22 protein-coding genes and 1 pseudogene are annotated in these 21,154 nt (G+C 72.5%); 12 read left to right on the forward strand and 11 right to left on the reverse strand.

Translation table 11 applies throughout. The annotated features are described in order from the left end of the window. Positions 1-478: FAD-dependent oxidoreductase (locus ACFSL4_RS32640; protein WP_381091067.1), on the reverse strand; the 478-nt coding region annotated here is incomplete at its 3' end. Positions 479-1,552: 1,074 nt separating this feature from the next. On the opposite strand from ACFSL4_RS32640, the gene ACFSL4_RS32645 reads away from it, so the two are divergent. The 3 genes from ACFSL4_RS32645 to ACFSL4_RS32655 all read left to right on the forward strand — a co-directional run bounded on the left by ACFSL4_RS32645 (position 1,553) and on the right by ACFSL4_RS32655 (position 4,222). After that, positions 1,553-2,893: a jacalin-like lectin gene (locus ACFSL4_RS32645; protein WP_381091069.1), complete on the forward strand. Its 1,341-nt coding sequence runs from the start codon at positions 1,553-1,555 to the stop codon at positions 2,891-2,893. Between the two features lie 419 nt (positions 2,894-3,312). After that, positions 3,313-3,477 (forward strand): hypothetical protein, encoded by a 165-nt coding sequence (locus ACFSL4_RS32650; protein ID WP_381091070.1) that lies wholly within the window; start codon positions 3,313-3,315, stop codon positions 3,475-3,477. After that, on the forward strand, positions 3,449-4,222 hold the full coding sequence (locus ACFSL4_RS32655; RefSeq protein WP_381091072.1) for a YwiC-like family protein: 774 nt from the start codon (positions 3,449-3,451) through the stop codon (positions 4,220-4,222). Before ACFSL4_RS32650 ends, ACFSL4_RS32655 begins: the two co-directional genes overlap by 29 nt. A gap of 677 nt (positions 4,223-4,899) precedes the next feature. Here ACFSL4_RS32655 and ACFSL4_RS32660 read toward each other — a convergent pair. Further along, entirely contained in the window at positions 4,900-5,319 is a 420-nt protein-coding gene (locus ACFSL4_RS32660; protein WP_381091074.1) for an arsenate reductase ArsC, read from the reverse strand. Positions 5,320-5,360: 41 nt separating this feature from the next. Next, positions 5,361-5,993, reverse strand: coding sequence for an arsenate-mycothiol transferase ArsC (locus ACFSL4_RS32665; RefSeq protein WP_381091076.1), 633 nt, complete (start codon positions 5,991-5,993; stop codon positions 5,361-5,363). Between the two features lie 75 nt (positions 5,994-6,068). On the opposite strand from ACFSL4_RS32665, the gene ACFSL4_RS32670 reads away from it, so the two are divergent. Genes ACFSL4_RS32670 through ACFSL4_RS32680 form a run of 3 tightly spaced genes read left to right on the forward strand, consistent with a single transcriptional unit; the run spans position 6,069 to position 8,559 of the window. Next, positions 6,069-6,377 carry an ArsR/SmtB family transcription factor gene (locus ACFSL4_RS32670; RefSeq protein ID WP_381091077.1) on the forward strand — a complete coding sequence of 103 codons (309 nt, stop codon included), beginning with the start codon at positions 6,069-6,071 and terminating at the stop codon, positions 6,375-6,377. Next, positions 6,374-7,468, forward strand: a complete 1,095-nt coding sequence (gene arsB, locus ACFSL4_RS32675) for an ACR3 family arsenite efflux transporter (RefSeq protein WP_381091079.1) — start codon at positions 6,374-6,376, stop codon at positions 7,466-7,468. Before ACFSL4_RS32670 ends, arsB begins: the two co-directional genes overlap by 4 nt. Further along, positions 7,465-8,559 (forward strand): ArsO family NAD(P)H-dependent flavin-containing monooxygenase, encoded by a 1,095-nt coding sequence (locus ACFSL4_RS32680; protein WP_381091081.1) that lies wholly within the window; start codon positions 7,465-7,467, stop codon positions 8,557-8,559. The genes arsB and ACFSL4_RS32680 overlap by 4 nt, the downstream gene beginning before the upstream one ends. Here the strand turns inward: ACFSL4_RS32680 and ACFSL4_RS32685 are convergent. Together ACFSL4_RS32685 and ACFSL4_RS32690 are read right to left on the reverse strand one after the other, a co-directional pair. Next, positions 8,552-9,061, reverse strand: coding sequence for a GNAT family N-acetyltransferase (locus ACFSL4_RS32685; RefSeq protein ID WP_381091083.1), 510 nt, complete (start codon positions 9,059-9,061; stop codon positions 8,552-8,554). The genes ACFSL4_RS32680 and ACFSL4_RS32685 overlap by 8 nt on opposite strands. A 32-nt stretch (positions 9,062-9,093) precedes the next feature. After that, complete coding sequence (locus ACFSL4_RS32690) at positions 9,094-9,459, reverse strand: metalloregulator ArsR/SmtB family transcription factor (RefSeq protein ID WP_381091085.1); 366 nt, start codon at positions 9,457-9,459, stop codon at positions 9,094-9,096. A gap of 702 nt (positions 9,460-10,161) precedes the next feature. On the opposite strand from ACFSL4_RS32690, the gene ACFSL4_RS32695 reads away from it, so the two are divergent. The 4 genes from ACFSL4_RS32695 to ACFSL4_RS32710 all read left to right on the forward strand — a co-directional run bounded on the left by ACFSL4_RS32695 (position 10,162) and on the right by ACFSL4_RS32710 (position 14,459). Further along, a complete protein-coding gene (locus ACFSL4_RS32695; RefSeq protein ID WP_381091086.1) occupies positions 10,162-10,536 on the forward strand; it encodes a VOC family protein in 375 nt (124 codons plus the stop codon). A 432-nt stretch (positions 10,537-10,968) separates the two neighbouring features. Then, positions 10,969-11,517: a DUF1062 domain-containing protein gene (locus ACFSL4_RS32700; protein ID WP_381091088.1), complete on the forward strand. Its 549-nt coding sequence runs from the start codon at positions 10,969-10,971 to the stop codon at positions 11,515-11,517. 300 nt (positions 11,518-11,817) lie between these two features. Then, positions 11,818-13,221: an FAD-dependent oxidoreductase gene (locus ACFSL4_RS32705; protein ID WP_381091090.1), complete on the forward strand. Its 1,404-nt coding sequence runs from the start codon at positions 11,818-11,820 to the stop codon at positions 13,219-13,221. 143 nt (positions 13,222-13,364) lie between these two features. Then, complete coding sequence (locus tag ACFSL4_RS32710; RefSeq protein ID WP_381091162.1) at positions 13,365-14,459, forward strand: MFS transporter; 1,095 nt, start codon at positions 13,365-13,367, stop codon at positions 14,457-14,459. A gap of 186 nt (positions 14,460-14,645) precedes the next feature. Here the strand turns inward: ACFSL4_RS32710 and ACFSL4_RS32715 are convergent, their stop codons facing one another. The 4 genes from ACFSL4_RS32715 to ACFSL4_RS32730 form a co-directional block, all read right to left on the reverse strand. Then, the gene (locus ACFSL4_RS32715) at positions 14,646-15,014 is read right to left on the reverse strand and encodes an ArsR/SmtB family transcription factor (RefSeq protein ID WP_381091092.1); all 369 of its coding nucleotides are present in this window, start codon (positions 15,012-15,014) and stop codon (positions 14,646-14,648) included. Continuing rightward, positions 15,011-15,451 carry a hypothetical protein gene (locus ACFSL4_RS32720; protein ID WP_381091094.1) on the reverse strand — a complete coding sequence of 147 codons (441 nt, stop codon included), beginning with the start codon at positions 15,449-15,451 and terminating at the stop codon, positions 15,011-15,013. The genes ACFSL4_RS32715 and ACFSL4_RS32720 overlap by 4 nt, the downstream gene beginning before the upstream one ends. Before the next feature lie 254 nt (positions 15,452-15,705). Next, the gene (locus tag ACFSL4_RS32725; RefSeq protein ID WP_381091095.1) at positions 15,706-16,191 is read right to left on the reverse strand and encodes an oxidoreductase; all 486 of its coding nucleotides are present in this window, start codon (positions 16,189-16,191) and stop codon (positions 15,706-15,708) included. A gap of 57 nt (positions 16,192-16,248) precedes the next feature. Beyond that, the gene (locus ACFSL4_RS32730) at positions 16,249-16,707 is read right to left on the reverse strand and encodes an SDR family oxidoreductase (RefSeq protein ID WP_381091097.1); all 459 of its coding nucleotides are present in this window, start codon (positions 16,705-16,707) and stop codon (positions 16,249-16,251) included. Here ACFSL4_RS32730 and ACFSL4_RS32735 point away from each other — a divergent pair. Continuing rightward, a complete protein-coding gene (locus tag ACFSL4_RS32735; RefSeq protein WP_381091164.1) occupies positions 16,628-16,954 on the forward strand; it encodes a hypothetical protein in 327 nt (108 codons plus the stop codon). The genes ACFSL4_RS32730 and ACFSL4_RS32735 overlap by 80 nt on opposite strands. Before the next feature lie 145 nt (positions 16,955-17,099). Further along, entirely contained in the window at positions 17,100-18,551 is a 1,452-nt protein-coding gene (locus tag ACFSL4_RS32740; RefSeq protein ID WP_381091099.1) for a nitronate monooxygenase, read from the forward strand. Positions 18,552-18,572: 21 nt separating this feature from the next. Here the strand turns inward: ACFSL4_RS32740 and ACFSL4_RS32745 are convergent. Further along, positions 18,573-18,797: pseudogene (locus ACFSL4_RS32745) on the reverse strand (helix-turn-helix domain-containing protein); the annotation flags it as partial. Between the two features lie 118 nt (positions 18,798-18,915). Then, positions 18,916-21,147, reverse strand: a complete 2,232-nt coding sequence (gene katG / locus ACFSL4_RS32750; RefSeq protein WP_381091101.1) for a catalase/peroxidase HPI — start codon at positions 21,145-21,147, stop codon at positions 18,916-18,918. Positions 21,148-21,154: the final 7 nt, after the last annotated feature.

The following is a 21,154-nucleotide window of genomic DNA, read 5'->3' on the forward strand; positions in this document are numbered from 1 at the left end:
TGGGCAGGTCGGCCACGTCGACCACGATCCGGCCGCCGTCGAAGCGCTCCAGCGCACGGTGCAGACCGATGGCGCCGGGCAGGTCGTAGAAGGTGAAGACGTTCTCCCCCCAGCCGGGCCCGGTCAGCCCCTCCGTCTCCTCCGGCAGCAACCGGGCGCCGGTGGCGACGACGAGGACGTCGTAGCTCAGCCTGATGCCGCCGGCGAGGTGCACCGTCCGCTCGTTCAGGTCGACCCGTTCGATCCGGGCCTGCTTGTAGTCGACGGCGGCGTTCAGCTGCCGCGGGCGGGAGCGGACGAGGTGGTGCGGCTGGGCCAGCCCGAACGGTACGAACAACAGGCCAGGCTGGTAGATGTGGTCGTCGTCCTGGTCGACGACGGTGATCCGGAAATCCCGGTCATGGTATGTGCGCTGCAGGCGGTTCGCCGTCATCGTGCCGGCGGCGCCGCCACCGAGAATCACCAGGTGTGTGCCCATGCCCCCACTGTGGTGCCGCGGACGAGCGCCAGACATGGGCCGCTCGTCCCCACCCGGGTACCCACCGGGGTATGGATTCGCACGGCCTCTGCTCCCCTGCGGCCGGCTTGCCCTCCGCACACCCGCCGGCAACACACCCGGTGGGGCGACTCGTCGCGGCAACTCGCCGCCACAGCCCGCGCGAGGACGGCCGGTCCCCGTCGCACCCCGCCGGCCTCCCGGTGCGCGGCCCACGGGCATCCGGCCTCAGGCACCAGCGGGAAGGACCCGGCCGTGACCACCGCACGCAGCGAACCGCGGCACGCAGCGGCCGCCGCCCACGGAGGTGAGCCCTTTCGAGGTCACCCGCGTCGGGCGGGACGCCTACACCGCAAACGCCAAGGCCGCCGCCTCCAGGCGACCGGTCCGTCGAGGCGGGCGGCACCGGCACCGCACCCATGGCGGCGGCCCGCTTCCACACCGCCGACGCGGCGTTCACCGGCCCGCCCCGTGGCCGAGAAGCACCTGGCAGGCGGCGAGCAGGAGCATGAAGCGTATGGCGGGCGGCGCCGGCGACGTCGTCCAGCTCCAGCGGGGTGATGCCGGTCAGCCGGTCACGCCGGTGGCGCAGGAGGCGCTCCAGCCGCTTGCCGCAATGGGCGTTCGGCCTGGGCCCTGCCGGGTCGGCGTACTGCGCGGCGGGGGCGGCGACCCGCTCACCGCGGTATCCGGCGGTGCGTTCGTCCAGCAGGATGCGCCACCACCAGCCGTCGACCGCGATGTGGTGCGCCTCGACCAGCAGCAGATGCTCGCCGGGGGCCAACGGGCGAGCACGGCACGGATCGGGCGGGCCGGCCCATCCACCGGCCGGCTGCCGGGCGCGTCACGCACCGACCGTTCGGTGCCGACCGCGGGAGCCGCCCCGACCACCTGCCCGACACACGTGAAGCGGTCCGCGGTGAGTGCCCAACCGCCCGCGCGCCGCCGGCAGTTCCCGGAAAGAACGTCCAAACCCTCGACAAGCGCGGGGTAACCGGCGGTAACTTCTGCTCCGTTCCCACCGCAACCGCTTTCCCTCCCCAGGAGACACTCCCCATGCGCAGAATCCTCGCCTGCCTTGCGGCGGCGGCCGCCACCCTCGGCGGACTCACGGCGGCCACCCCCTCCGCAGCGGCCGCCGACTCCGGTGCCTTCGGCGTACTCAGCTACAACATCGCGGGCCTGCCCGAGAGCCTCTCCAGCGCGCCGACGCCCCGCGACTCCAGCACCACGGCGATCGGCCAGCGGATCGCACCGTACGACATCGTCCACGTCCAGGAGGACTTCAACTACCACGCCTACCTCTACGCCTCCGACACCGCCCACTCCTACCGCACCCCCACCAGTGGCGGAGCCGGCATCGGCAGCGGGCTCAACACGCTGTCCAAGATCCCCTACGACGTGGACGACTTCGAGCGGGTGCGCTGGAACTCCTGCCAGTGGGACTCGGGCGACTGCCTGACCCCCAAGGGCTTCACCTTCATGCGCGAGCGGCTCGCCGAGGGGGTCTACGTCGACTTCTACAACGTGCACACCAACGCCGGGACCAACGACGGCGACCTCGCCTCCCGCGCGGACAACCTCCGTCAGCTCACCGACTTCATCGCGACGCACTCGGCGGGAAACGCGGTCGTCGTCATGGGCGACACCAATACCCGCTACACCCGAACCGGCGACACCATCGCCGAATTCGCCGCCGCCAACGGCCTCACGGACGCCTGGGTCCGGCTGATCCGCGGCGGCACCCCGCCCGCCAAGGGCAGCGACGCGCTCGTCTGCGACCAGTCCGGGGCGACCGTGCCCAATACCTGCGAGGTCGTCGACAAGGTCCTCTACCGGGGCAGCAAGCTCGTCTCGCTGAACGCCACCTCCTACGCCAACGAACACGCCGGGTTCCTCACCGGCGACGGGCTCATGCTCTCCGACCACGACCCGATCGCCGTCGGCTTCTCCTGGTCGCGCAACGCCGCCTTCCGGCTCAGCGACCAGTTCGGCGGGCCGCACGGCGACTACTTCACCGACATCGGCACCGTCCCGGCCGGCACCCGCGCCACCACCGTCGCCCTGCGCTCCGGCTCCCGCGTCGATCAGATGAGCATCACCCTGGCCGGCGGCACCGCCCTCGCCCACGGCGGCACCGGCGGCACCGCGTCCTCGCTCACCCTGGGCAGCGGCGAGTACCTGACGACCGCCCGTCTGTGCCAAGGCCAGAAAGACGGCCGGACCAGGGTCTTCTACGCCGAGTTCACGACGAACCTCGGCAACACCCTGGCCGGCGGCACGACGACCTCCGACTGCGTCACCCGCACGGCGCCGGCCGGCTGGCAGATAGCCGGATTCCACGGCCGCTCCGGCAGCGAAGTCGACAAGATCGGCTTTATCTACACCCAGCGGTAGAGCGGTCCACGGGTGTGGCCGGTGCGCACAGAAATCACCCGTGACGCACCAGGTGACCGACGTGCGCACGGCCATCCCGCCTTCTGACCGACCTGCCGAATCTCACCGCCTCCCTCCGCAGCCTCGGCACTCCGAGGTGGGCAAGGTGAGCAACTCCATGTGCAGGCACATGCCGGCCCACAGCCTCCGCACCCAGGCCGGTGACATCGATCTCCCAGACCAGCGCCACACCGCGGTAGACGCAGTCACCAGCAGCCCGCAAGGTGACACACGGCGCGTCGTCGCACCCCGCCGACCGGCCCGTAACCCCCGCATCCCCCTATTATGTTACAGTCCTGATTAGTAGAAACAATGACTTTCGTTTCTACGGGCTCCGTCACGTCCGGCGGTGCGCACGCAACCGCCTTGCCCTCCACGGCGTGGCGCCGACGGTGCACCGCCCGCTCAGCGACGACGGCATGCACAAGCGGCTCGGTGAGGACTTCGACGAGTCCCAGGCACAGAAGGTGCTCGACGGATTGCTCACCCGCCTCGGCAGCGAGATCTCCAAGGGTGATGATCGGCGTGTCCGCCTCGGCCGATAGAACTCGTGCGACCCGCCGGGCCGGCGCCCCCCGCCCCGCCCCGGCCCGGCGGCGCGGCCGCTGGATTCCGCCTCAACACGGCGCCTGGGCCATGCTGCTGGTCCCCTATGTCGCCGGCCTGATCACCGTGGGCTTCTCGTGGGTACAGCTCCCGCTCCTCCTCGCCTGGGTGGGCGGCTACATGCTGTCCTACTTCGCTCTGCTGGCAGTCAAGACACACCGTCCCGGCCGGGTCGGTGCCCAACTCGTCCTTTACGGGAGCGTCACACTGGCGGCCGGGGGCACGGTGCTCGTCGCCCGGCCGCGGCTTCTGCTCTTCGCGCCGGTCTTCGCCGTGGTACTCGTGGTCAACGGGCTCTTCGCCTCGGCCCGGCGGGACCGTGCCCTGGCCAACGGCCTGGTCTCGGTCGTGGCGGCGACGCTCATTCTGCCCGTCGTCGCCGTGGCCGGGGGTGTGGCTCCCCGGCAGGTCACCGGTACGTTCCTGGTGACACTCCTCTATTTCACCGGGTCACTGCTCTTCGTCAGAACGACCATCCGAGAGCGAGGCAACCGGCGCATGCTGTCCGCATCGGTCGCTTTCCACGTCCTAGCGCTGGTGGCGGCCGCATGGCTGGCCCCCCTGTACGCCGTGCCCTTCACCGGATACCTGGTCCGCGCGGCCGTTCTGCCGCGGCGCAATCCCAGCCCCCGACGCGTCGGCATCGCCGAGACGGTGGCTNCCGTCGCCCTGGTATCGGCCTGACGCCGCGGCCGGGGTCCGGCCGCGGCGACCAGACGCAACCGGGTTGGTGCGGCGCCCCTTTCCCGGGCCCGTCTCCATCCCTGAGCCGACCGGACGCTCACCCGCGCATCCCGGGCGATCAGCGAGCCCGGACCGCCGCCGGTGAACCGCTCGGCCGCCCGCATCCGGTCCCCTCGCGAATCTCCCGGTGCCCAACCGCCAGCCGGCCACCGCTTGCCTCGTATCCCCGGCCTCTGGGAGACGGGGGGATCGAGCCGCCCCGAGTGCCGCTGCCGAGGCGAGGCTGATCGCGGGTCACGTCGGGGTGGACCCGCATCCCGCCCTCGGCCAGGACATCCAGCCCGTCGGCGAACAGGTCGTACGGCCGGCCGGCGTCAGGACGCGAGGCAGGTGCCTGCGCGCAGTCGCGGTGTCCCGCCACGGCAGGGTCGCGGGGACGATGCGGCCGAAGGTACCCCTCAGGCAGTCGGCGAGGGGATCCGGGCAGCCGCTGAAGTGGCCACCCCGTCCGTTCACCGCCTCGCCGAGCGCCAGGTGAAAGGACCGTGGCGGTCTCCGGCCTGCGCGGCGGCCGGTGGTCCGAGCCGGCCGCGGGTGGTGTGGGGGCCACGGTGCAGCCGGCGGGACCGGAGGCCGACGGCGAGGGGCTCGCGCGCCTCGCCCGGGGCGTCATCGCCTCACGCTTGCCGCTCGGCGTCGATCTCGGCGATGAGGACCTCGATGCGGGTCCTGATCTCGTCGCGGATGGGGCGGACCGACTCGACGCCCTTGCCCGCCGGGTCCTCCAGGGCCCAGTCGAGGTACTTCTTGCCGGGGAAGACCGGGCAGGCGTCGCCGCAGCCCATGGTGATGACGTAGTCGGACGCCTGGACGGCCTCGGTGGTGAGGATCTTCGGCTTCTGACCGGCGATGTCGATGCCGACTTCCCTCATCGCCTCGACGGCGGCCGGGTTGACCCGGTCGCCGGGGAGGGAGCCGGCGGAGCGGACCTCGATGCGGTCGCCGGCGAGGTGGCCGAGGAATCCTGCGGCCATCTGCGAGCGGCCGGCGTTGTGAACACAGACGAACAGCACGGAGGCGAGCGGAGCGGAGGACATGCGTTCTTCCTTCACGAAGTGGTGGCAGGCGGTGCGGGGGGTCAGGCGTCCGGCAGGCCGGCGAGCAGATCGGTGATGCGGGCGTCGAGGTCGTCGCGGATCCGGCGGACGACATCGATCGGGGCGCCCTCGGGGTCGGCCACGGGCCAGTCCAGGTAGCGGCGGCCGGGCACGATCGGGCAGGCATCCCCGCAGCCCATGGTGATGACGATGTCGGCGGCCTGGACGACCTCGTCGGTCAGCGGCTTGGGGAACGCGGCGGCCGGGTCGGCGCCCGCCTCGGTCAGCGCCTGCACGACGTACGGCTCGACGGCGGGGCCCGGGTGGGTTCCCGCGGAGGAGACCGCGACGCGGCCCGCCGCCCGGTGCTTCAGCAGCGCGGCGGCGAGCTGGGAACGCCCGGCGTTGTGGCTGCACACGAACAGGACCCGGGGCGGTCTTGAACCCGGCGTGTTCCGGACGCGGGCGAGGGCGTCGAGGCGCTCGGCGGTGAAGCGTTCGGCCAGCACGACCAGGTGCACGGTCACGGAGGCGGTCTCGGCAAGTCGCCGGTAGGAGTCGGCGAGCATGCCCTGGACTGTCTCCACGGAGAAGCGGCCTGCGTGCAGGGTGGCGAGCCGGGCTGTGCCGGCGGCCAGGCGCTCGTCGGGCAGCACGGGCGGTGAGACGGACACGGGAAGACCCTTCCGACGGGCCTACAGGTCAGCCCGGACTGGTATCAGTCCTGGGTGATGTGAGAGTATCAGCCCATGCTGACGTCAGTCGACACTGAACTGATCCGGGTCCTGGCCGACCCGCTCAGGCTGCAGATCGTGACCCTGCTGGCCCGCGAGACGCTGTGCACCACGCACCTGGTGGAGGAGACGGGCGCCAAGCAGACGAACCTGTCCAACCATCTGAAGGTGCTGCGCGAGGCCGGAGTGGTGGAGACCGAGCCGTGCGGCCGGTTCACCTACTACCGGCTCAGGCCCGAGGTCATCGAGACGCTCGCCGGCCGGTTCACCGCCCTCGCCGAAACCGCCCGCGCCAACACCGACACCAAGAGGGCCTGCCCGTGACCCGTACCGAACCAGCCGGGACCGCCGCCGAGGACGCCTCGGTCGTCGCCAAGCTGTCCACACTCGACCGCTACCTGGCCGTATGGATCCTCGCCGCCATGGCCGTCGGCCTCGGACTCGGCAGGGCCGTCCCCGGCCTGAACGGCGTCCTGGCCGAGGTGGAGATCGGCGGCATCTCCCTGCCGATCGCCATCGGCCTGCTGATCATGATGTACCCGGTCCTGGCCAAGGTCCGCTACGACCGCCTCGACGCAGTCACCGGCGACAGAAAACTCATGGTGTCGTCTCTGGTCATCAACTGGCTCATCGGGCCCGCGGTGATGTTCGGCCTCGCCTGGACCTTCCTGCCGGACCTGCCCGCGTACCGCACCGGCCTGATCATCGTCGGCCTGGCCCGCTGCATCGCCATGGTCATCATCTGGAACGACCTCGCCTGCGGCGACCGCGAGGCCGCCGCCGTCCTGGTCGCCCTCAACTCGATCTTCCAGGTCATCGCCTTCGGCCTGCTGGGCTGGTTCTACCTCGACCTGCTGCCCGGCTGGCTGGGCCTCGGCGACGGCGACCACCTCGACATCTCCATGGGGAAGATCGCCCTGAACGTCGTCATCTTCCTCGGCATCCCCCTGCTGGCCGGGTTCCTCACCCGCCGCATCGGGGAGCGGAGACTGGGCCGGGAGACGTACGAGTCCGCGTTCCTGCCGAAGATCGGGCCGTGGGCGCTGTACGGGCTGCTGTTCACGATCGTCATCCTCTTCGCCCTGCAGGGGAAGACGATCACCTCGCAGCCGTGGGACGTCGCGAGGATCGCGCTCCCCCTGCTGGCCTACTTCGCGGTGATGTGGTTCGGCGTCTTCGCCCTGGGCAAGGCGATCGGCCTGGCCTACGACCGCACGGCGACCCTGGCGTTCACCGCCGCCGGCAACAACTTCGAGCTCGCCATCGCGGTGGCCATCGCCACCTTCGGCGTCACCTCCGGCCAGGCCCTCTCCGGCGTCGTCGGCCCCCTCATCGAGGTGCCCGTCCTCGTCGCGCTGGTCTACGTCTCCCTGGCCTGGCGGAGGAAGTTCACGGCCGCGCGGCCGGCTTCATGACCCAGCACGTGGATGTGGTGGTCGTCGGCGGCGGCCAGGCAGGACTCGCCGCCGGCTACCATCTGCGCCGCCAGGGCCTCGACCACGTCGTCCTGGACGCCGACCCGGCCCCGGGCGGAGCCTGGCAGCACATGTGGGAGTCGCTGCGTCTGTTCTCGCCGGCCGACCACTCCTCCCTGCCGGGGCGGCTCATGCCCGCCCAGCCCGGCGTGCCGTACCCCGGCGCCGGGCACGTGGTCGGCTACCTCACCGACTACGAGAAGCGCTACGAGCTGCCCGTCCGGCACGGCACGCGCGTCGACGCCGTACGCCGCGACGGCGACCGGCTCCTGGTCGAGGCAGACGGCGGCACCTGGCGGGCACGGGCGGTGGTCAGCGCCACCGGCACCTGGTCGCGCCCCTTCCTTCCCGCCGTCCCCGGCCGCGGGGTGTTCACCGGGCGGCAACTGCACACGGTGAACTACCGCCGCCCGGCCGACTTCACCGGGCAGCATGTCATCGTGGTCGGCGGCGGGAACTCCGGCGCGCAGATCGCCGCCGACCTCGCCCTCGCCGACGGCATCGAGGTGACATGGGCGACGCACCGCCCACCGCGCTTCCTGGCCGACGGCATCGACGGCCGTGCCCTGTTCGCCGTCGCCACCGCCCGCCGCCGCGCCCTGGACGCCGGAGACGGCGACACCGGCGGGGTGGCCTCGCTCGGTGACATCGTGGCCGTGCCGCCCGTCCGCGCCGCACGCGACGCCGGGCTCCTTCACACCAAACCCATGTTCTCCCGGCTCACCGCCGACGGTGTCCGGTGGACCGACGGCACCCGCGACAGCGTGGACACGGTCATCTGGTGCACCGGCTTCCGCGCGGCCCTGGCCCACCTCGCCCCGCTGAACCTGCGCGGCCCGCGCGGGCACGTCGCCACTCACGGCACGCGCGCCCTCGGTGAGCCGCGGCTGCATCTGCTCGGTTACGGCGACTGGACCGGTCCTGCCTCCGCCACCCTCATCGGCGTCGGACGGCCGGCCCGCGACGCCGCCCACGACATCGCACGGCTCCTGCGAGGCGCCGCCGAAGACGGCAGCCGATCGGCTAGGTGATGGCGGGGCTCCGGCGCTCGACGAGGAGGACGTCACGCCAGACACCGTGGTGGCGCCCGATGCGCTCACGCCTCCCGATGACGCGGAATCCCGCGCGCCGGTGAACCGCGAGACTGGCGGTGTTCTCCGGGAAGATCCCGGACTGGATGGTCCAGATCCCGGCCCGCTCGGTGGAGTCGATCAGTGCCTTCAGCAGGGCCGAGGCCACCCCCCGGCCACGGGCGGCGGGATCGACGTAGACGGAGTGCTCGACCACGCCGGCGTAAGCGCACCGGTCGGAGACCCTGGTCGCCGCGACCCAGCCGAGCACGGCTCCGTCCTCGTCCAGAGCGGCGAAGCGGTGCCCGGCCGGTTTCGATGCGGCGAACGTCTCCCAGGTGGGCGCGCTGGTCTCGAAGGTGGCGTTGCCCTCGTCGATGCCGACCTGATAGATCGCCAGTACCCGCTCGGCGTGCTCGGCGGTCAGCGGCACGATCACCGCGCTCACGGCTGCGCTGTTCACCTGCGGCTCCCTCTCCCTCTTCGTGCTGTGGGTCATGCCACGGCCGGCAGTGTCAGCAGCGTGCCCGTCGCCGCGAGCACGGACGGGCGGACCCGGTGGTACACCCGGGTGCCGCGCCGCTCAGAGGTGAACAACCCGCCCTCCCTCGACGTCTTCAGGTGGTGGGAGACCGTGGGCTGCGAGACGCCGACGTCGGAGATTCCGCACACGCACGCCCCGCCGCCCTCATGCGAGGGCACGGCGGAGAACAGCCACAGGCGCACCGGGTCGCCGAGCGCCTCGAACATCCGCGCGGCCGCCGCCTCGGCGGTCACCGGGCGCTCGGTCAGCGGCGGGCGGCACGGCACCACGGCCCGGCCGTCGGTGGTCTCGAGCAGCAGCGCCCTCGGCTTAGACATACGTCTATGTTGACATACATCGAACAAGGCGGGTGGTGGTTGGCGCGGCCGGTACGGCGAGACGGGCGGCCGGCGCCGGGCGGCTCGGCACCCCGGGCTCACGCTGGAGTTCGGCCGGCACGGACGGCATGCCGGACATCACCCAAGCGCGGAGCGGGAGAGCCGGTCGGGCCGGGTGACCCTCGACGTGTCGCCGCCACACCGGCTCAGCCGGGGATGAGCGCGTCCCACTGAGCTCGGGCCGGGCCGTCGTGTCTCGGCTCGAAGTCCGGGCGGGCAGTCGGCCAGGCGGTCATGTGTCGGTCCACTTCGTCGGTGCCGTAGGCGTCGGCGGCGGGTTGCAGGAGATGGTTGCAGGAGATGGCGCACCCGGGCCCGGGCTCTCATGACGACGGGACCGTCGAAGGCTCAGGCGGCCAGGGCGGCAGCCCGCCGGTCTGCGGGCGGTGAGCCCTCGGCGAGGTGTTGCCCGTCGACGCGGTCGGCCGCCACCTGAGCGTCGAACCACGGGCGCAGTGCCTGTGCCGTCCGTCCGGCGCGGGCGGGGCAAAACACTGCGGCCAGTCGCCCGGGCGAGCCGCTTGTGCGTCTCCAGCCGGAAGGCTGCCGCACGGGTTGCCGGGCATGCCCGGCACGGTGGCGGGTACGTCCCCTCCCGTACGGGGCGTCGCGGAAGCGGCCGAAGAGCGAGGGGCGTCGGAAGTGATTCGAAGACTGCAGGCGGTCGCGCTGGACTGCGCTGATCCGGTACGGCTTGCGGAGTTCTACGCGGATCTGCTCGGTGGCCGGGTAGTCGCGCACCCGGAGGATCCCGACTGGGTCGAGGTGCACGGGTTCGAGGGGACGCCGCTGGCCTGCCAGCGGGTGGACGGCTACCGACCGCCCGAATGGCCCGGCCAGGAGCGCCCGCAGCAACTCCACCTGGACTTCGACGTGGACGACCTCGACGGAGAGGAGAAGCGGGCGCTCGCCCTCGGTGCGAGGGTGCTGGAGCGGACGGACCAGCTCCGGCGCGGGGCCAACTGGCGGATCTACGCGGACCCGGCCGGCCATCCGTTCTGCCTCTGCCTCCACTGAGTCCATCGGGGGTCGCGTCCCGCGAGGTGACCGCGAGGTGGTGTGAGAGATCACGCGCTTCGCCCTCCGGTACCCGGCTCGCGATGCTCTCCCCCGTTGGCGCGGTACACAAAGCAGCCCGGTCAGGGGCCGGGAGCGCCCCAGCCGGTCGAAGTGCCCGGCGTGACCTCCGAGTTCCGGCCCGTTGATGGGCTGCACCACCCGGCGGGACGCCATCCCGTCGGGCCCGCTGCCCCGGCTCGACGGCGGCTGGAAACCCACTGGAACAGCGCCCTGCACCGCCATTACCGTGCTGCCGAACCAAGTCGTCTGGTCAAGGGACATGCCGTTGTACACCCTGTGAGACCTCCCGAGCGCTGAATCGTCGCGCGTCGCGCATGTGCGCCGCGCTCCTTCCTGCTGCGGACTTCTCACTGAAACCGGTGTACTTCTGTGCTCAATACCTGGGTGGTCGTGCCCACCTGCCTGCCGCTCGTCGTCCGCCGTTGCCACGCGTGCGCGTCCGAGCGCTTCCGGGCAAGCGGTAGATTTCGCGTCAACGCACACCACAAGCTCATCGACGCCTGGCTCCTCGCGCTCTGCACCGCTTGCGGGGAAACCGCAAAGCTCACGGTCCTGGAGCGCATGAACGTGCGCTCCGTACGACCTGAGCTGCTGGACCGACTGCATGACAACGACTTTGGCCTGACGGCTGAGCTGCTCCAGGATCCGGTCGTCCGGCGCCGCAATCGCATCGCCCTCGACTGGGACAGCGCCTGGCGCCTCGACACCGGCGGATCGGATCACCTGGACCGCGAGGTGATCGACGTCTCGGTCCGCTTCGCGGCGCGGATCCCTGTCCGGCCGGTGCGACTGATCGCTGAAGGCTGCGGTCTTTCGCGTGCCGAGACGGAGAGACTGATCACGGAGGGGAAGCTCGTTTCGGCGGTCCGGCTGAGCGGCACGCTCTCCGGCGGCTTCACCTTCACGCTCAAGCGCTGAGCCCTCCTCGGGAGCGGGGGCCTGTCCGGCAAGATCCGCCGGACAGGCCCGCGGGCTGCGGTCGGAACAGCGGAGGGGCCGGCCACCGGGGCGGCGGCACATGCCGTACCGGCCACCGGCCCCGGTGCGGAGGGCGGTGGCCAGCCGGTCCGCACGGGCCCGCACAGGCGGTGGGGACCCGTCACAGCAGCCACCGATCCGATCCTAATTCGATATCTATCTATGTTGACGTACATCGAAACAGCCTGGCATGCTGACCGGGCAGCCATCGACAGACGTCGAAACACCCAAGGAGTCGCTGTGAACGCGCCCACCGCCGAATTGCCCGTCGTCGTGATCGGAGCCGGACCGGCCGGTCTGGCCGCCGCCGCCCACCTCGTCGACCGCGGCCTCACCCCGCTCGTCCTGGAAGCGGGCCCCGCCGCCGGCACCACCGTGCGCGAGTGGTCGCACGTACGGCTCTTCTCCACCTGGGCCGAAGTGGTCGACCCTGCCGCCGAGAAGCTGCTCGCCCCGACCGGCTGGACACGCCCCGACCCTGCGGCCTACCCCTCGGGCGGTGACTGGGCCGAGCAGTACCTGCAGCCGCTCGCCGACGCCCTCGGCGACCGCGTACGCCTGGGTGCCACGGTCACCGGTGTCTCCCGGGCCGGCCGCGACCGGATCGTCGACGCCGACCGCGAGGCCCAGCCCTTCGTCGTCCACATCAGCGATGCCGACGGCCGCGAGGAGCGGATCGTCGCCCGCGCCGTCATCGACGCCTCCGGCACCTGGACCACGCCGTCCCCGGCGGGCGCCGACGGGCTGCCCGCGCTCGGCGAGAAGGCCGCGGCCGACCACATCACCTACCGCATCCCCGACCTCGAGGACCCGGCCGTCCGCGCCCGGTACGTGGGCAGGCGCACGGCCGTGATCGGCTCCGGCGCCTCCGCGTTCACCGCGCTCGTCCACCTCGCCGAGCTGGCCAAGTCAGACGACGGTGCCGGCTCCAAGGCGCTGTGGGTCCTGCGCCGTGGCATCTCCGGCTCCACCTTCGGCGGCGGCACGGCCGACCAGCTGCCCGCCCGCGGGGCCCTGGGCCTGGCGGCGAAGGCCGCCGTCGACGAGGGCCACGCCGACGCGGTCACCGGCTTCCGCGCCGAGACGATCGAACGCCGCGCTGACGGACGTCTGGTGCTCGCGGGCGAGGACGGCCGGCGGCTGGAGCCGGTGGACGAGGTGATCGTGCTGACCGGATTCCGGCCCGACCTGTCCTTCCTGTCCGAGGTCCGCCTGAACCTGGACGAGCGCCTCCAGGCCCCCGTCGCCCTGGCACCGCTGATCGACCCCAACCAGCATTCCTGCGGCACGGTCTATCCACACGGCCACCGCGAACTCTCGCACCCCGAACAGGATTTCTACGTGGTCGGCATGAAGTCCTACGGCCGCGCCCCGACCTTCCTGGCCATGACCGGCTATGAGCAGGTCCGCTCCGTCGTCGCCGCCGTCGCCGGAGACCTGGAGGCCGCCGACCGCGTCGAACTCATCCTGCCCGAGACCGGCGTGTGCGGCGGGGCCGGACTCTTCGACGAGTCGGAGGCCGACACCTCGGGTGGAGGCTGCTGCGCTCCCGCGCCGCAGCTCGTCCAGCTCGGCGCACCGGCCGCGGTCACCGCCACGGCCGGTGCCGAGGAGGCTCCGGCGGGCGGCTGCTGCAGCGCGTGAGCGGGCTCGGCACTTCCGCGCGCGGGGCCGCGACCGGGTCGCAGGACCGGTCGCGGCCCCGCGCCGCCCTGCCCGCCCTGTGCGCCACGCAGATCGTGGGCTGGGGGATCCTGTACTACGCGTTCCCCGTCCTCAACCCGCAGATCAGCCGGGCGACCGGCTGGCCGGCCGGGGCGACCACCGCGGCGTTCTCGCTCGGCCTCGTCGTCTCCGCGATCGCCGGCCTCCGCATCGGGCGTATCCTCGACCGGCGTGGTCCACGCGCCGTGATGACGATCGGCTCGGCCCTCGGCACCGCCGGTCTGCTCATCGTGGCCACGGCCCCCGGTCTGCCGGTGTTCTTCGCCGCTTGGGCCCTGACCGGCCTGGCGATGGCCTCCACCTTCTACCAGCCCGCGTTCGCCGCCCTGACCCGCTGGTGGGCACCCCACCACGTCCGGCCCCTGACGATCGTCACCCTCGCCGGCGGCCTGGCCTCCACCGTCTTCGCACCCCTGACGGCCCTGCTCGCCGACCATCTGTCGTGGCGTCACACCTACCTCGTGCTGGCCGCCGTCCTCGCCGTCGTCACCGTCCCGGCCCACGCCCTGGCGCTGCGCGCCCCCTGGCCCAAGGCCCCGACCGGCCCCGCGCACGCGGCCGCAGGCGGGGCCGAGGCCGGGCGCAGCCGGCCGTTCCTGCTGCTCGCCGCGGCCTTCACCCTGTCGGCCTTCGCGATGTACGCCGTCGTCGTCTCCCTTGTTCCGCTCCTCCTCGAACGCGGCTACACCACCGGTCAAGCGGCATGGGCACTCGGCCTCGGCGGCCTCGGCCAGACGCTCGGCCGCACCTTGTACGCCACCCTCGCCCGCCGCACCGCGGCGACCACGCGCACGACGGCCCTCGTCGCGCTCGGCGGGTTCACCACTGCCGGGTTCGCCGCCGTACCAGGCCCGTACTCTCTGCTCATCGCCGTGTCCGTCGCGGCCGGTACGGTACGCGGCAACCTCACCCTGCTCCAGGCCACCGCCGTCACCGACCGATGGGGCACCGCCCACTACGGACGCCTCTCCGGGCTGCTCGCGGCACCGGCCACCATCGCCGCGGCCCTGGCCCCGTTCGCCGGAGCCGCCCTCGCCGCACCCCTCGGCGGCTACGGACGGCTCTTCTGCCTCCTGGCCGTCGTCTCCCTCGCCGCCGCGCTCCTGGCATCCTGCACGGCACCCCGTACCGCACGCCGGCAGGCCCGCCGGCCTTGACCGCCCCGCAACTCTCCGGCCACCGGGGAACCCGCCCCCGCCTCAGCCGACGACCGGGCGGCGGCCTCACCCCTCGCGCCCGCTGATCCGCCGTACGGTCTCCGTACGCTCCCGCGCCGGGGGCCTTCGCGTACGCCCGGCACCGCCCGGTCGTCGCCTCGCCGTCGCAGCGCCGCCGCAGCGCCGTCACCGCACGGTGCCTGCCGGCAGGGCCTCCCCCAGCCGGGTGCGATGGTGCAGGACGTGCGTGCCCTCCCGGCGGGAGACCGGCAGTCCCGCTTCCCGCAGGACCGACAGGTGGCGGCCGGCGGTGGACGGTGCGAGGTCCAGGGCGGCGGCGATGCCGGTGGTCGTCATGGGGCCGTCCAGCAGCGCCAGCAGGCGGGCGCGGGAGGCCCCGATCAACTGCGCGGCACATGAAGCGGGGCCGCCGTTGCGGGAGCGCTCCAGCCGGCCGGGGGCCGGCGAGAGGGGGTAGACCAGGACCGGAGGCAGGGTCTCGTCCACCAGCACGAGCGGAGCGCGAACGCAGAAGTAGGCCGGAATGAGAGTCAAAAACCTTCCGCCAAGGCGCAGTTCGCGATCCAGCGGGTACGGGGTGCGCGGGGTGCCGCTCTCGTAGCGCCGGCCGTGCAGAGTGCCGAATCCGGCGAGCAGGCCCTCGGCCCCCGGTGCAGAACGGCCTCGGCGCGGGCCGCGCGGTCGACGGCGGCCTCGGCCCGGATCGCGGCCGTGTACGGCTCGACGGCGACGGCGTAGTAGTCGCGCACCCGGCGGCCCAGACGGGCGGGCGCCTCGGGACGGCCCTGGGCCAGGAGCCGCACCGCGCGCGGGACGGGGGTCCTGGTGCGGTGGTACGGGCGGGTGAGTTCGGCCAGCAGCCGGTGACGCGGGGGCGCCATGACGTGCCCGAGGGCAATGTCCAGGCCGGCGTCGCCGAAGGCCGGGGTGAGGAAGCCGGGGAAGTAGGAAGCCGCGGGGCACAGGTGCATCAGCGCACGGGTCGCGGGGAGGAGGCCGGCGCGGTGCCCCGGTGACCTCGCGCCGCCAGGGCTCGAACGCGAGCGCGATGTCCCGGCTCTGCAGCAGGTGAAGGCCGAGCGCGGTCTCCCACAGCGGATCGGTCCGTTCGGCGATCCGCAGCCGGGACAGTTCCTGGCCGGTGAGGTCCACCCGGAGCACGCGCACCCCCGTCGTCGATCCGCCGGCGTGCCGGCGGCGGCGCGGCGGAGGGAGTCCATGCGCGTCACCCGCGTAACGGATACACGGCCGCGAGAGGGTGGCGGAAAGCACCGCGAGGACCGGCCGCGGGGTGCCCGCGGCCCGTCCGGTGCTGCTCGTCACGGATGCGGCAGCCGGTGGGGCCGCGCCCTGGGAGCCGGTCCGCGTGGGCGGCGGTCCCTTCGGCCGGCCGGAGTGCGGGCCGGCCCTCCTCTGCGTTCAGCGCGAGGCGGCCCTGTCCGCAGCCAGGACGCAGTGGGTGCCGCTGAAGATGGTCGGCATGCACTTGTTGCAGCTGGTGGCGCTCGGTCCTGCCCTCCGGCGCGACGGCGCAGTAGGCGACGGTGGTCATGGCCACGCCTCCGGCCGCGTGCAGGCGGTGGAACTCGATCAGCTCGTCACCGGCCTGGGCTCCTTTGGTCATGCCTTCGAACGTGGCCGCCTCGATGAACCGGTTGCGCAGTGTCAGGGGGCCGAGGCGGGCGGGCTCGAACAGTGCGGGTGTGGTCATCGGGGTCTCCCGGGGCGTGGTGGGCCGGCAGGTCACCTGCGCGCGGCGGAGGGCTGGTCATACCCGCAGGGCGGAGGGCTGGGCGCCTGCGCGCATCGCGGCATCCGTGCCGCCGTCGGCGAAGAGGATCGAACCGGTGGTGAAGCGGGCCTCGGGCCGCAGGAACTGCTCCACCCAGAACGCGATGTCGTCCGGCCGCCCGAAGATCCCGAGCGGCATGGGCGTCGGGAAGGAGTCGGGGTCGAAATCCGCCGACGCTCCGGTGGCCCCGGTCATCAGCGGGGTGAGCACAGCGCCCGGTGCGATGGCGTTGAGGAGGATGCCCCGGCGGGCCCACTCCGGGGTGACCGCGGTACGGCGGACCCAGCGTGCCACGGCGAGCTTTGACGTCGCGTAGGCGGAGATGCTGGGGGCCGTCTCCAGGAGCCCGGCCGGCGTGGAGCCCTTCGCCGAGCCGGTGAGCACCCGGGACGGCCGGATGCTGTGCCACCTGCTGGCGCGCTCGGCCCTGCCCACGGGCCAGCTCCCCCATGTCTCGTCCCTCTTCGCACCCGCCCCCTTCGAGGTGCTCATCGGGCGCGCACTGCCCGGCCTGTCGCCCCGGGAGGTCACCGAGCGCTGCCGCCTCGCCTTCAGCCTGGTGATGGAGACCTACGGGCGGCCTCTGGCCAAGATGCCCGCGGAGCCCTCGGGGTTTCCGCACGCGGAGACGGTCATCGCGTTCGTGCTCGCGGGGCTGACCGCGCCTCCGCTGCGGGGATAGGGCCGTTCGGTCCCCTCCCCCGGCTGTACGGCCCTACCAGGCCCGCTCGCAGGGAGGGGAAGATCCCCTGGTACGTTGCTACGGTTCCGTAGGTTACGGGGCCGTAGGTAGAAGTCCCCAGTTCAGCAACCCAGAGCGAGGGCCCGTGAGCACAGCCCAGCAGTCGACCGAGCGCCCATGGCTCATCCAGGGCGGGATGGGGATCGGGGTGTCGGGGTGGCGGCTCGCCCGGGCCGTCGCGCGCACCGGACAGCTGGGGGTCGTCTCGGGGACCGCTCTGGACACCGTGGTGGCCCGGGTACTGCAGAACGGCGACCCCGGCGGGCATGTCCGCCGGGCGCTGGCGGCCTTCCCCGTCGCGGAACTCGCCGACGCCGTCCGCGAACGGTACTTCGTCGAGGGCGGGATCGAGGGCGGCGAGCGGTTCCTCGCCACCCCGCGGATGCGGGCCGACGACGACTGCCCCGCCCGGTTGCTGACCGTCGTCAGCAACTTCTGCGAGGTGTGGCTCGCCAAGGAGGGCCACAGCGGTCCGGTCGGCATCAACTACCTGGAGAAGGTCCAGCTCGCCACGGTCCCCGCCATGTTCGGGGCGATTCTGGCGGGGGTGGACTACGTCCTGGTCGGCGCGGGCATCCCCGCCCAGATTCCGACGCTCGCCACCCTGCTGGCCCTGAAGCAGCCCGTCACCGCCCAGGTGACCGTCGAGGGTGACGACAAGTCCTGGCAGCAGCGCTTCGATCCCGCCTCCGTCCTGCGCGGGGCCGACGTGGGGGAACTGCGCCGCCCCGACGTGCTGGCCATCGTGTCGCTGCCGGTGCTGGCCTCGTATCTCAACCGGTCCGAGGAGACCCGGCCGGACGGCTTCGTCGTCGAGGGCCACACCGCGGGCGGCCACAGCGCACCACCGCGTGGGCCGCTGCGGCTGGATGAGAACGGCGAACCGGTCTACGGCCCCAAGGACGTCCCGGACTTGGCGAAGATGGCCGCCCTCGGCCTGCCGTTCTGGGTCGCCGGCGGCCAGTGCGGTCCCGAGCGGGTCGCGCAGGCGCGGGCGGCCGGCGCCGCCGGGGTCCAACTGGGCAGCGTCTTCGCCCTCTGCGAGGAGTCGGGGCTCGATCCGCGGCTGCGCCGGGAGCTGACCGAGCGCGCGCTGCGCTCTGCGTCGATCGCCCGCAACGACCCGGCGGCATCCCCCACCTCGTTCCCCTTCAAGGTCGCCGACCTGCCGGGCACGCTCTCCGAACCGGGCGTCGGTGCCGCCCGCCGACGGGTGTGCGACCTGGGGTATCTGCGTACTCCCTACCGGACCGAGCGCGGCGGCGTCGGCTACCGCTGCCCGGCGGAACCCAAGGTCGCCTACCTCCGCAAGGGCGGCGCCGTCGAGCAGACGGAAGGGCGGCAGTGCCTGTGCAACGGACTGCTGGCCGCCATCGGGCTCGGGCAGCGCCGACCCCACGGCTACGTGGAACCCCCCATCGTCACCATCGGGCAGGACGTGGACTTCCTCCCCCGGATCGCACCGGACGGCGCCCCCTACAGCGCCGAATCGGTGGTGCGCTGGCTTTCCTCGGGAGTGCCTGCCACCCGTCCGTAGCGTGCGGGGCGGGGCGGGCCGTCAGTAGTCGTTGCCGCCGCAGCTGTGACCGCGGCTCAGGACCGGGCAGTGGGCCGGTGGCGCAGGCGGCTCAGCATCCTGGAATCCCACCTCGCGGGCGGCGGCCTCCGCGGTGGCGCTGTGCCCCAGCAGGTGTTCGGCCCGCTCCAGCCGCAGGGTCTGCTGGTAGCGCAGGGGGGTGAGGCCCTGGGTGGCACGGGCGAACCGGCGGGTGAGGGTGCGGGCGGTGAAACGGTCGTCGATCAGCGTGGGAGCCGGTCCTGACGCATCGCGCCTGACGGGCACCGCCGTCCAGCACGTCCGGGCCGGCCCGCGCGGGCCGGCCCGGACGTGCTGATCACAGTCAGACCAGGTCGAACCGGTCGAGGTTCATGACCTTGACCCATGCCGCGACGAAGTCGTTCACGAACTTCCCCTTCGCGTCGTCGCTCGCGTAGACCTCAGCGAGCGCACGCAGCTCGGAGTTCGAGCCGAAGACGAGGTCGGCACGGCTGCCGGCCCACTTCAGCTCGCCCGTGGCCGCGTCGCGGCCCTCGAACGTGTTCGCGTCCTCGGACGTCGCCTTCCACGTCGTGCCCAGGTCGAGCAGGTTGACGAAGAAGTCGTTGGTCAAGGACCCGGGGGTGGTGGTGAGAACCCCCAGCTGCGACTGCTGGTGGTTCGCGCCCAGGACGCGGAGGCCGCCGACGAGGACCGTCATCTCGGGGGCGCTGAGGGTCAGCAGGTTCGCCCGGTCGAGCAGCAGGTACTCGGCCGGCAGCCGGTTGCTCTTCCCCTGGTAGTTGCGGAAGCCGTCGGCGGTCGGCTCCAGCGCGGCGAACGACTCCACGTCGGTCTGCTCCTGCGTGGCGTCCGTACGGCCCGGCGTGAACGGGACCCGGACGTCGAAGCCCGCGTCCTTGGCGGCCTTCTCGACGGCCGCACCTCCGGCGAGCACGATCAGGTCGGCCATCGAGATGCGCTTGCCACCGGTCTGGGCGGTGTTGAAGGACTCCTGGATCCCCTCCAGGGTGCGCAGCACCGTCGCCAGCCGGTCCGGGTCGTTGACCTCCCAGCCGCGCTGCGGTTCGAGACGGATGCGCGCGCCGTTGGCGCCGCCGCGCTTGTCGCTGCCGCGGAAGGACGAGGCCGACGCCCATGCGGCGGACACCAGCTGGGACACCGACAGGTCCGAGGCGAGGACCTGCGCCTTGAGGGTGGCGACATCCTCGTCGTCGACGAGTTCGTGCGTCACCTCCGGCAGCGGGTCCTGCCACACCAGGGTCTCGGTCGGGACCTCCGGGCCGAGGTAGCGCACGACCGGGCCCATGTCGCGGTGGGTCAGCTTGAACCAGGCCCGGGCGAAGGCGTCCGCGAACTCGTCCGGGTTCTCCAGGAAACGGCGTGAGATCGGCTCGTAGACCGGGTCGAACCGCAGCGCCAGGTCGGTCGTCAGCATCGACGGAGCATGGCTCTTCGACGGGTCGTGCGCGTCGGGGACCGTGCCCGCCCCGGCACCGTCCTTCGGCCGCCACTGATGCGCGCCGGCGGGGCTCTTGAACAGCTCCCACTCGTATCCGAAAAGGATCTCGAAGAAGCTGTTGTCCCAGGTCGTCGGGGTGTTCGTCCAGGTGACCTCGAGACCGCTGGTGATCGTGTCGCCGCCCTTGCCGGTGCCGAAGGAGCTCTTCCAGCCCAGGCCCTGCTCCTCGAGCGGCGCGGCCTCGGGGTCGGGGCCGACGTTGTCCGCCGGGCCCGCGCCGTGGGTCTTGCCGAAGGTGTGGCCGCCCGCGACGAGGGCGACCGTCTCCTCGTCGTTCATCGCCATGCGGCGGAACGTCTCGCGGATGTCGCGGGCCGCGGCGATCGGGTCCGGGGTGCCGTTGGGGCCCTCCGGGTTGACGTAGATCAGGCCCATCTGGACCGCGCCGAGCGGGTTCTCCAGTTCCCGGTCGCCGGTGTAGCGCTCGTCGCCGAGCCAGGTGCTCTCGGGACCCCAGTAGACGTCCTCCTCCGGCTCCCAGACGTCCTCCCGGCCACCGCCGAAGCCGAAGGTCTTGAAGCCCATGGTCTCCAGGGCCACGTTCCCGGCGAGGATCATGAGGTCGGCCCACGAGATCCTCTGGCCGTACTTCTTCTTGACCGGCCACAGCAGGCGGCGGGCCTTGTCGAGGTTGGCGTTGTCCGGCCAGCTGTTGAGGGGGGCGAAGCGCTGCTGGCCGGCGCCGGCGCCACCGCGGCCGTCGCTGATCCGGTAGGTGCCCGCGCTGTGCCAGGCCATCCGGACGATGAGGGGGCCGTAGTGGCCGAAGTCGGCCGGCCACCAGTCCTGGGAGGTCGTCAGCACCTCCGCGATGTCCCGCTTCACTGCCGGGAGGTCCAGCGACCTGAACGCCTCGGCGTAGTCGAACTCCTCGCCGAGCGGGTTGGCCACGGCGGGGTTCTTGGCGAGGATCTTCAGGTTGAGCCGGTCCGGCCACCACTGGCGGTTCCCGCCACCCTGAGTCGGGTGCGGGGCGCGCCCGTGCGCGACGGGGCAGCCTCCCTCGCCCTCCGACTCGGCGTCTACGACGATTGCATCATGGTTCTCAGACATGGGAATC

It is taken from the genome of Streptomyces caeni (assembly GCF_042678285.1).
In the GTDB taxonomy this organism is placed as follows: Bacteria; Actinomycetota; Actinomycetes; order Streptomycetales; family Streptomycetaceae; genus Streptomyces; species Streptomyces caeni.

Bases quoted from the DNA above. Each gene is read 5' to 3' on its own strand.
- ACFSL4_RS32725 (WP_381091095.1), bottom strand. From the start codon at position 16,191: ATGACCACACCCGCACTGTTCGAGCCCGCCCGCCTCGGCCCCCTGACA.
- ACFSL4_RS32670 (WP_381091077.1), top strand. From the start codon at position 6,069: ATGCTGACGTCAGTCGACACTGAACTGATCCGGGTCCTGGCCGACCCG.
- ACFSL4_RS32645 (WP_381091069.1), top strand. From the start codon at position 1,553: ATGCGCAGAATCCTCGCCTGCCTTGCGGCGGCGGCCGCCACCCTCGGC.
- katG (WP_381091101.1), bottom strand. From the start codon at position 21,147: ATGTCTGAGAACCATGATGCAATCGTCGTAGACGCCGAGTCGGAGGGC.
- ACFSL4_RS32680 (WP_381091081.1), top strand. From the start codon at position 7,465: ATGACCCAGCACGTGGATGTGGTGGTCGTCGGCGGCGGCCAGGCAGGA.
- ACFSL4_RS32720 (WP_381091094.1), bottom strand. From the start codon at position 15,451: ATGCACCTGTGCCCCGCGGCTTCCTACTTCCCCGGCTTCCTCACCCCG.
- ACFSL4_RS32660 (WP_381091074.1), bottom strand. From the start codon at position 5,319: ATGTCCTCCGCTCCGCTCGCCTCCGTGCTGTTCGTCTGTGTTCACAAC.
- ACFSL4_RS32690 (WP_381091085.1), bottom strand. From the start codon at position 9,459: ATGTCTAAGCCGAGGGCGCTGCTGCTCGAGACCACCGACGGCCGGGCC.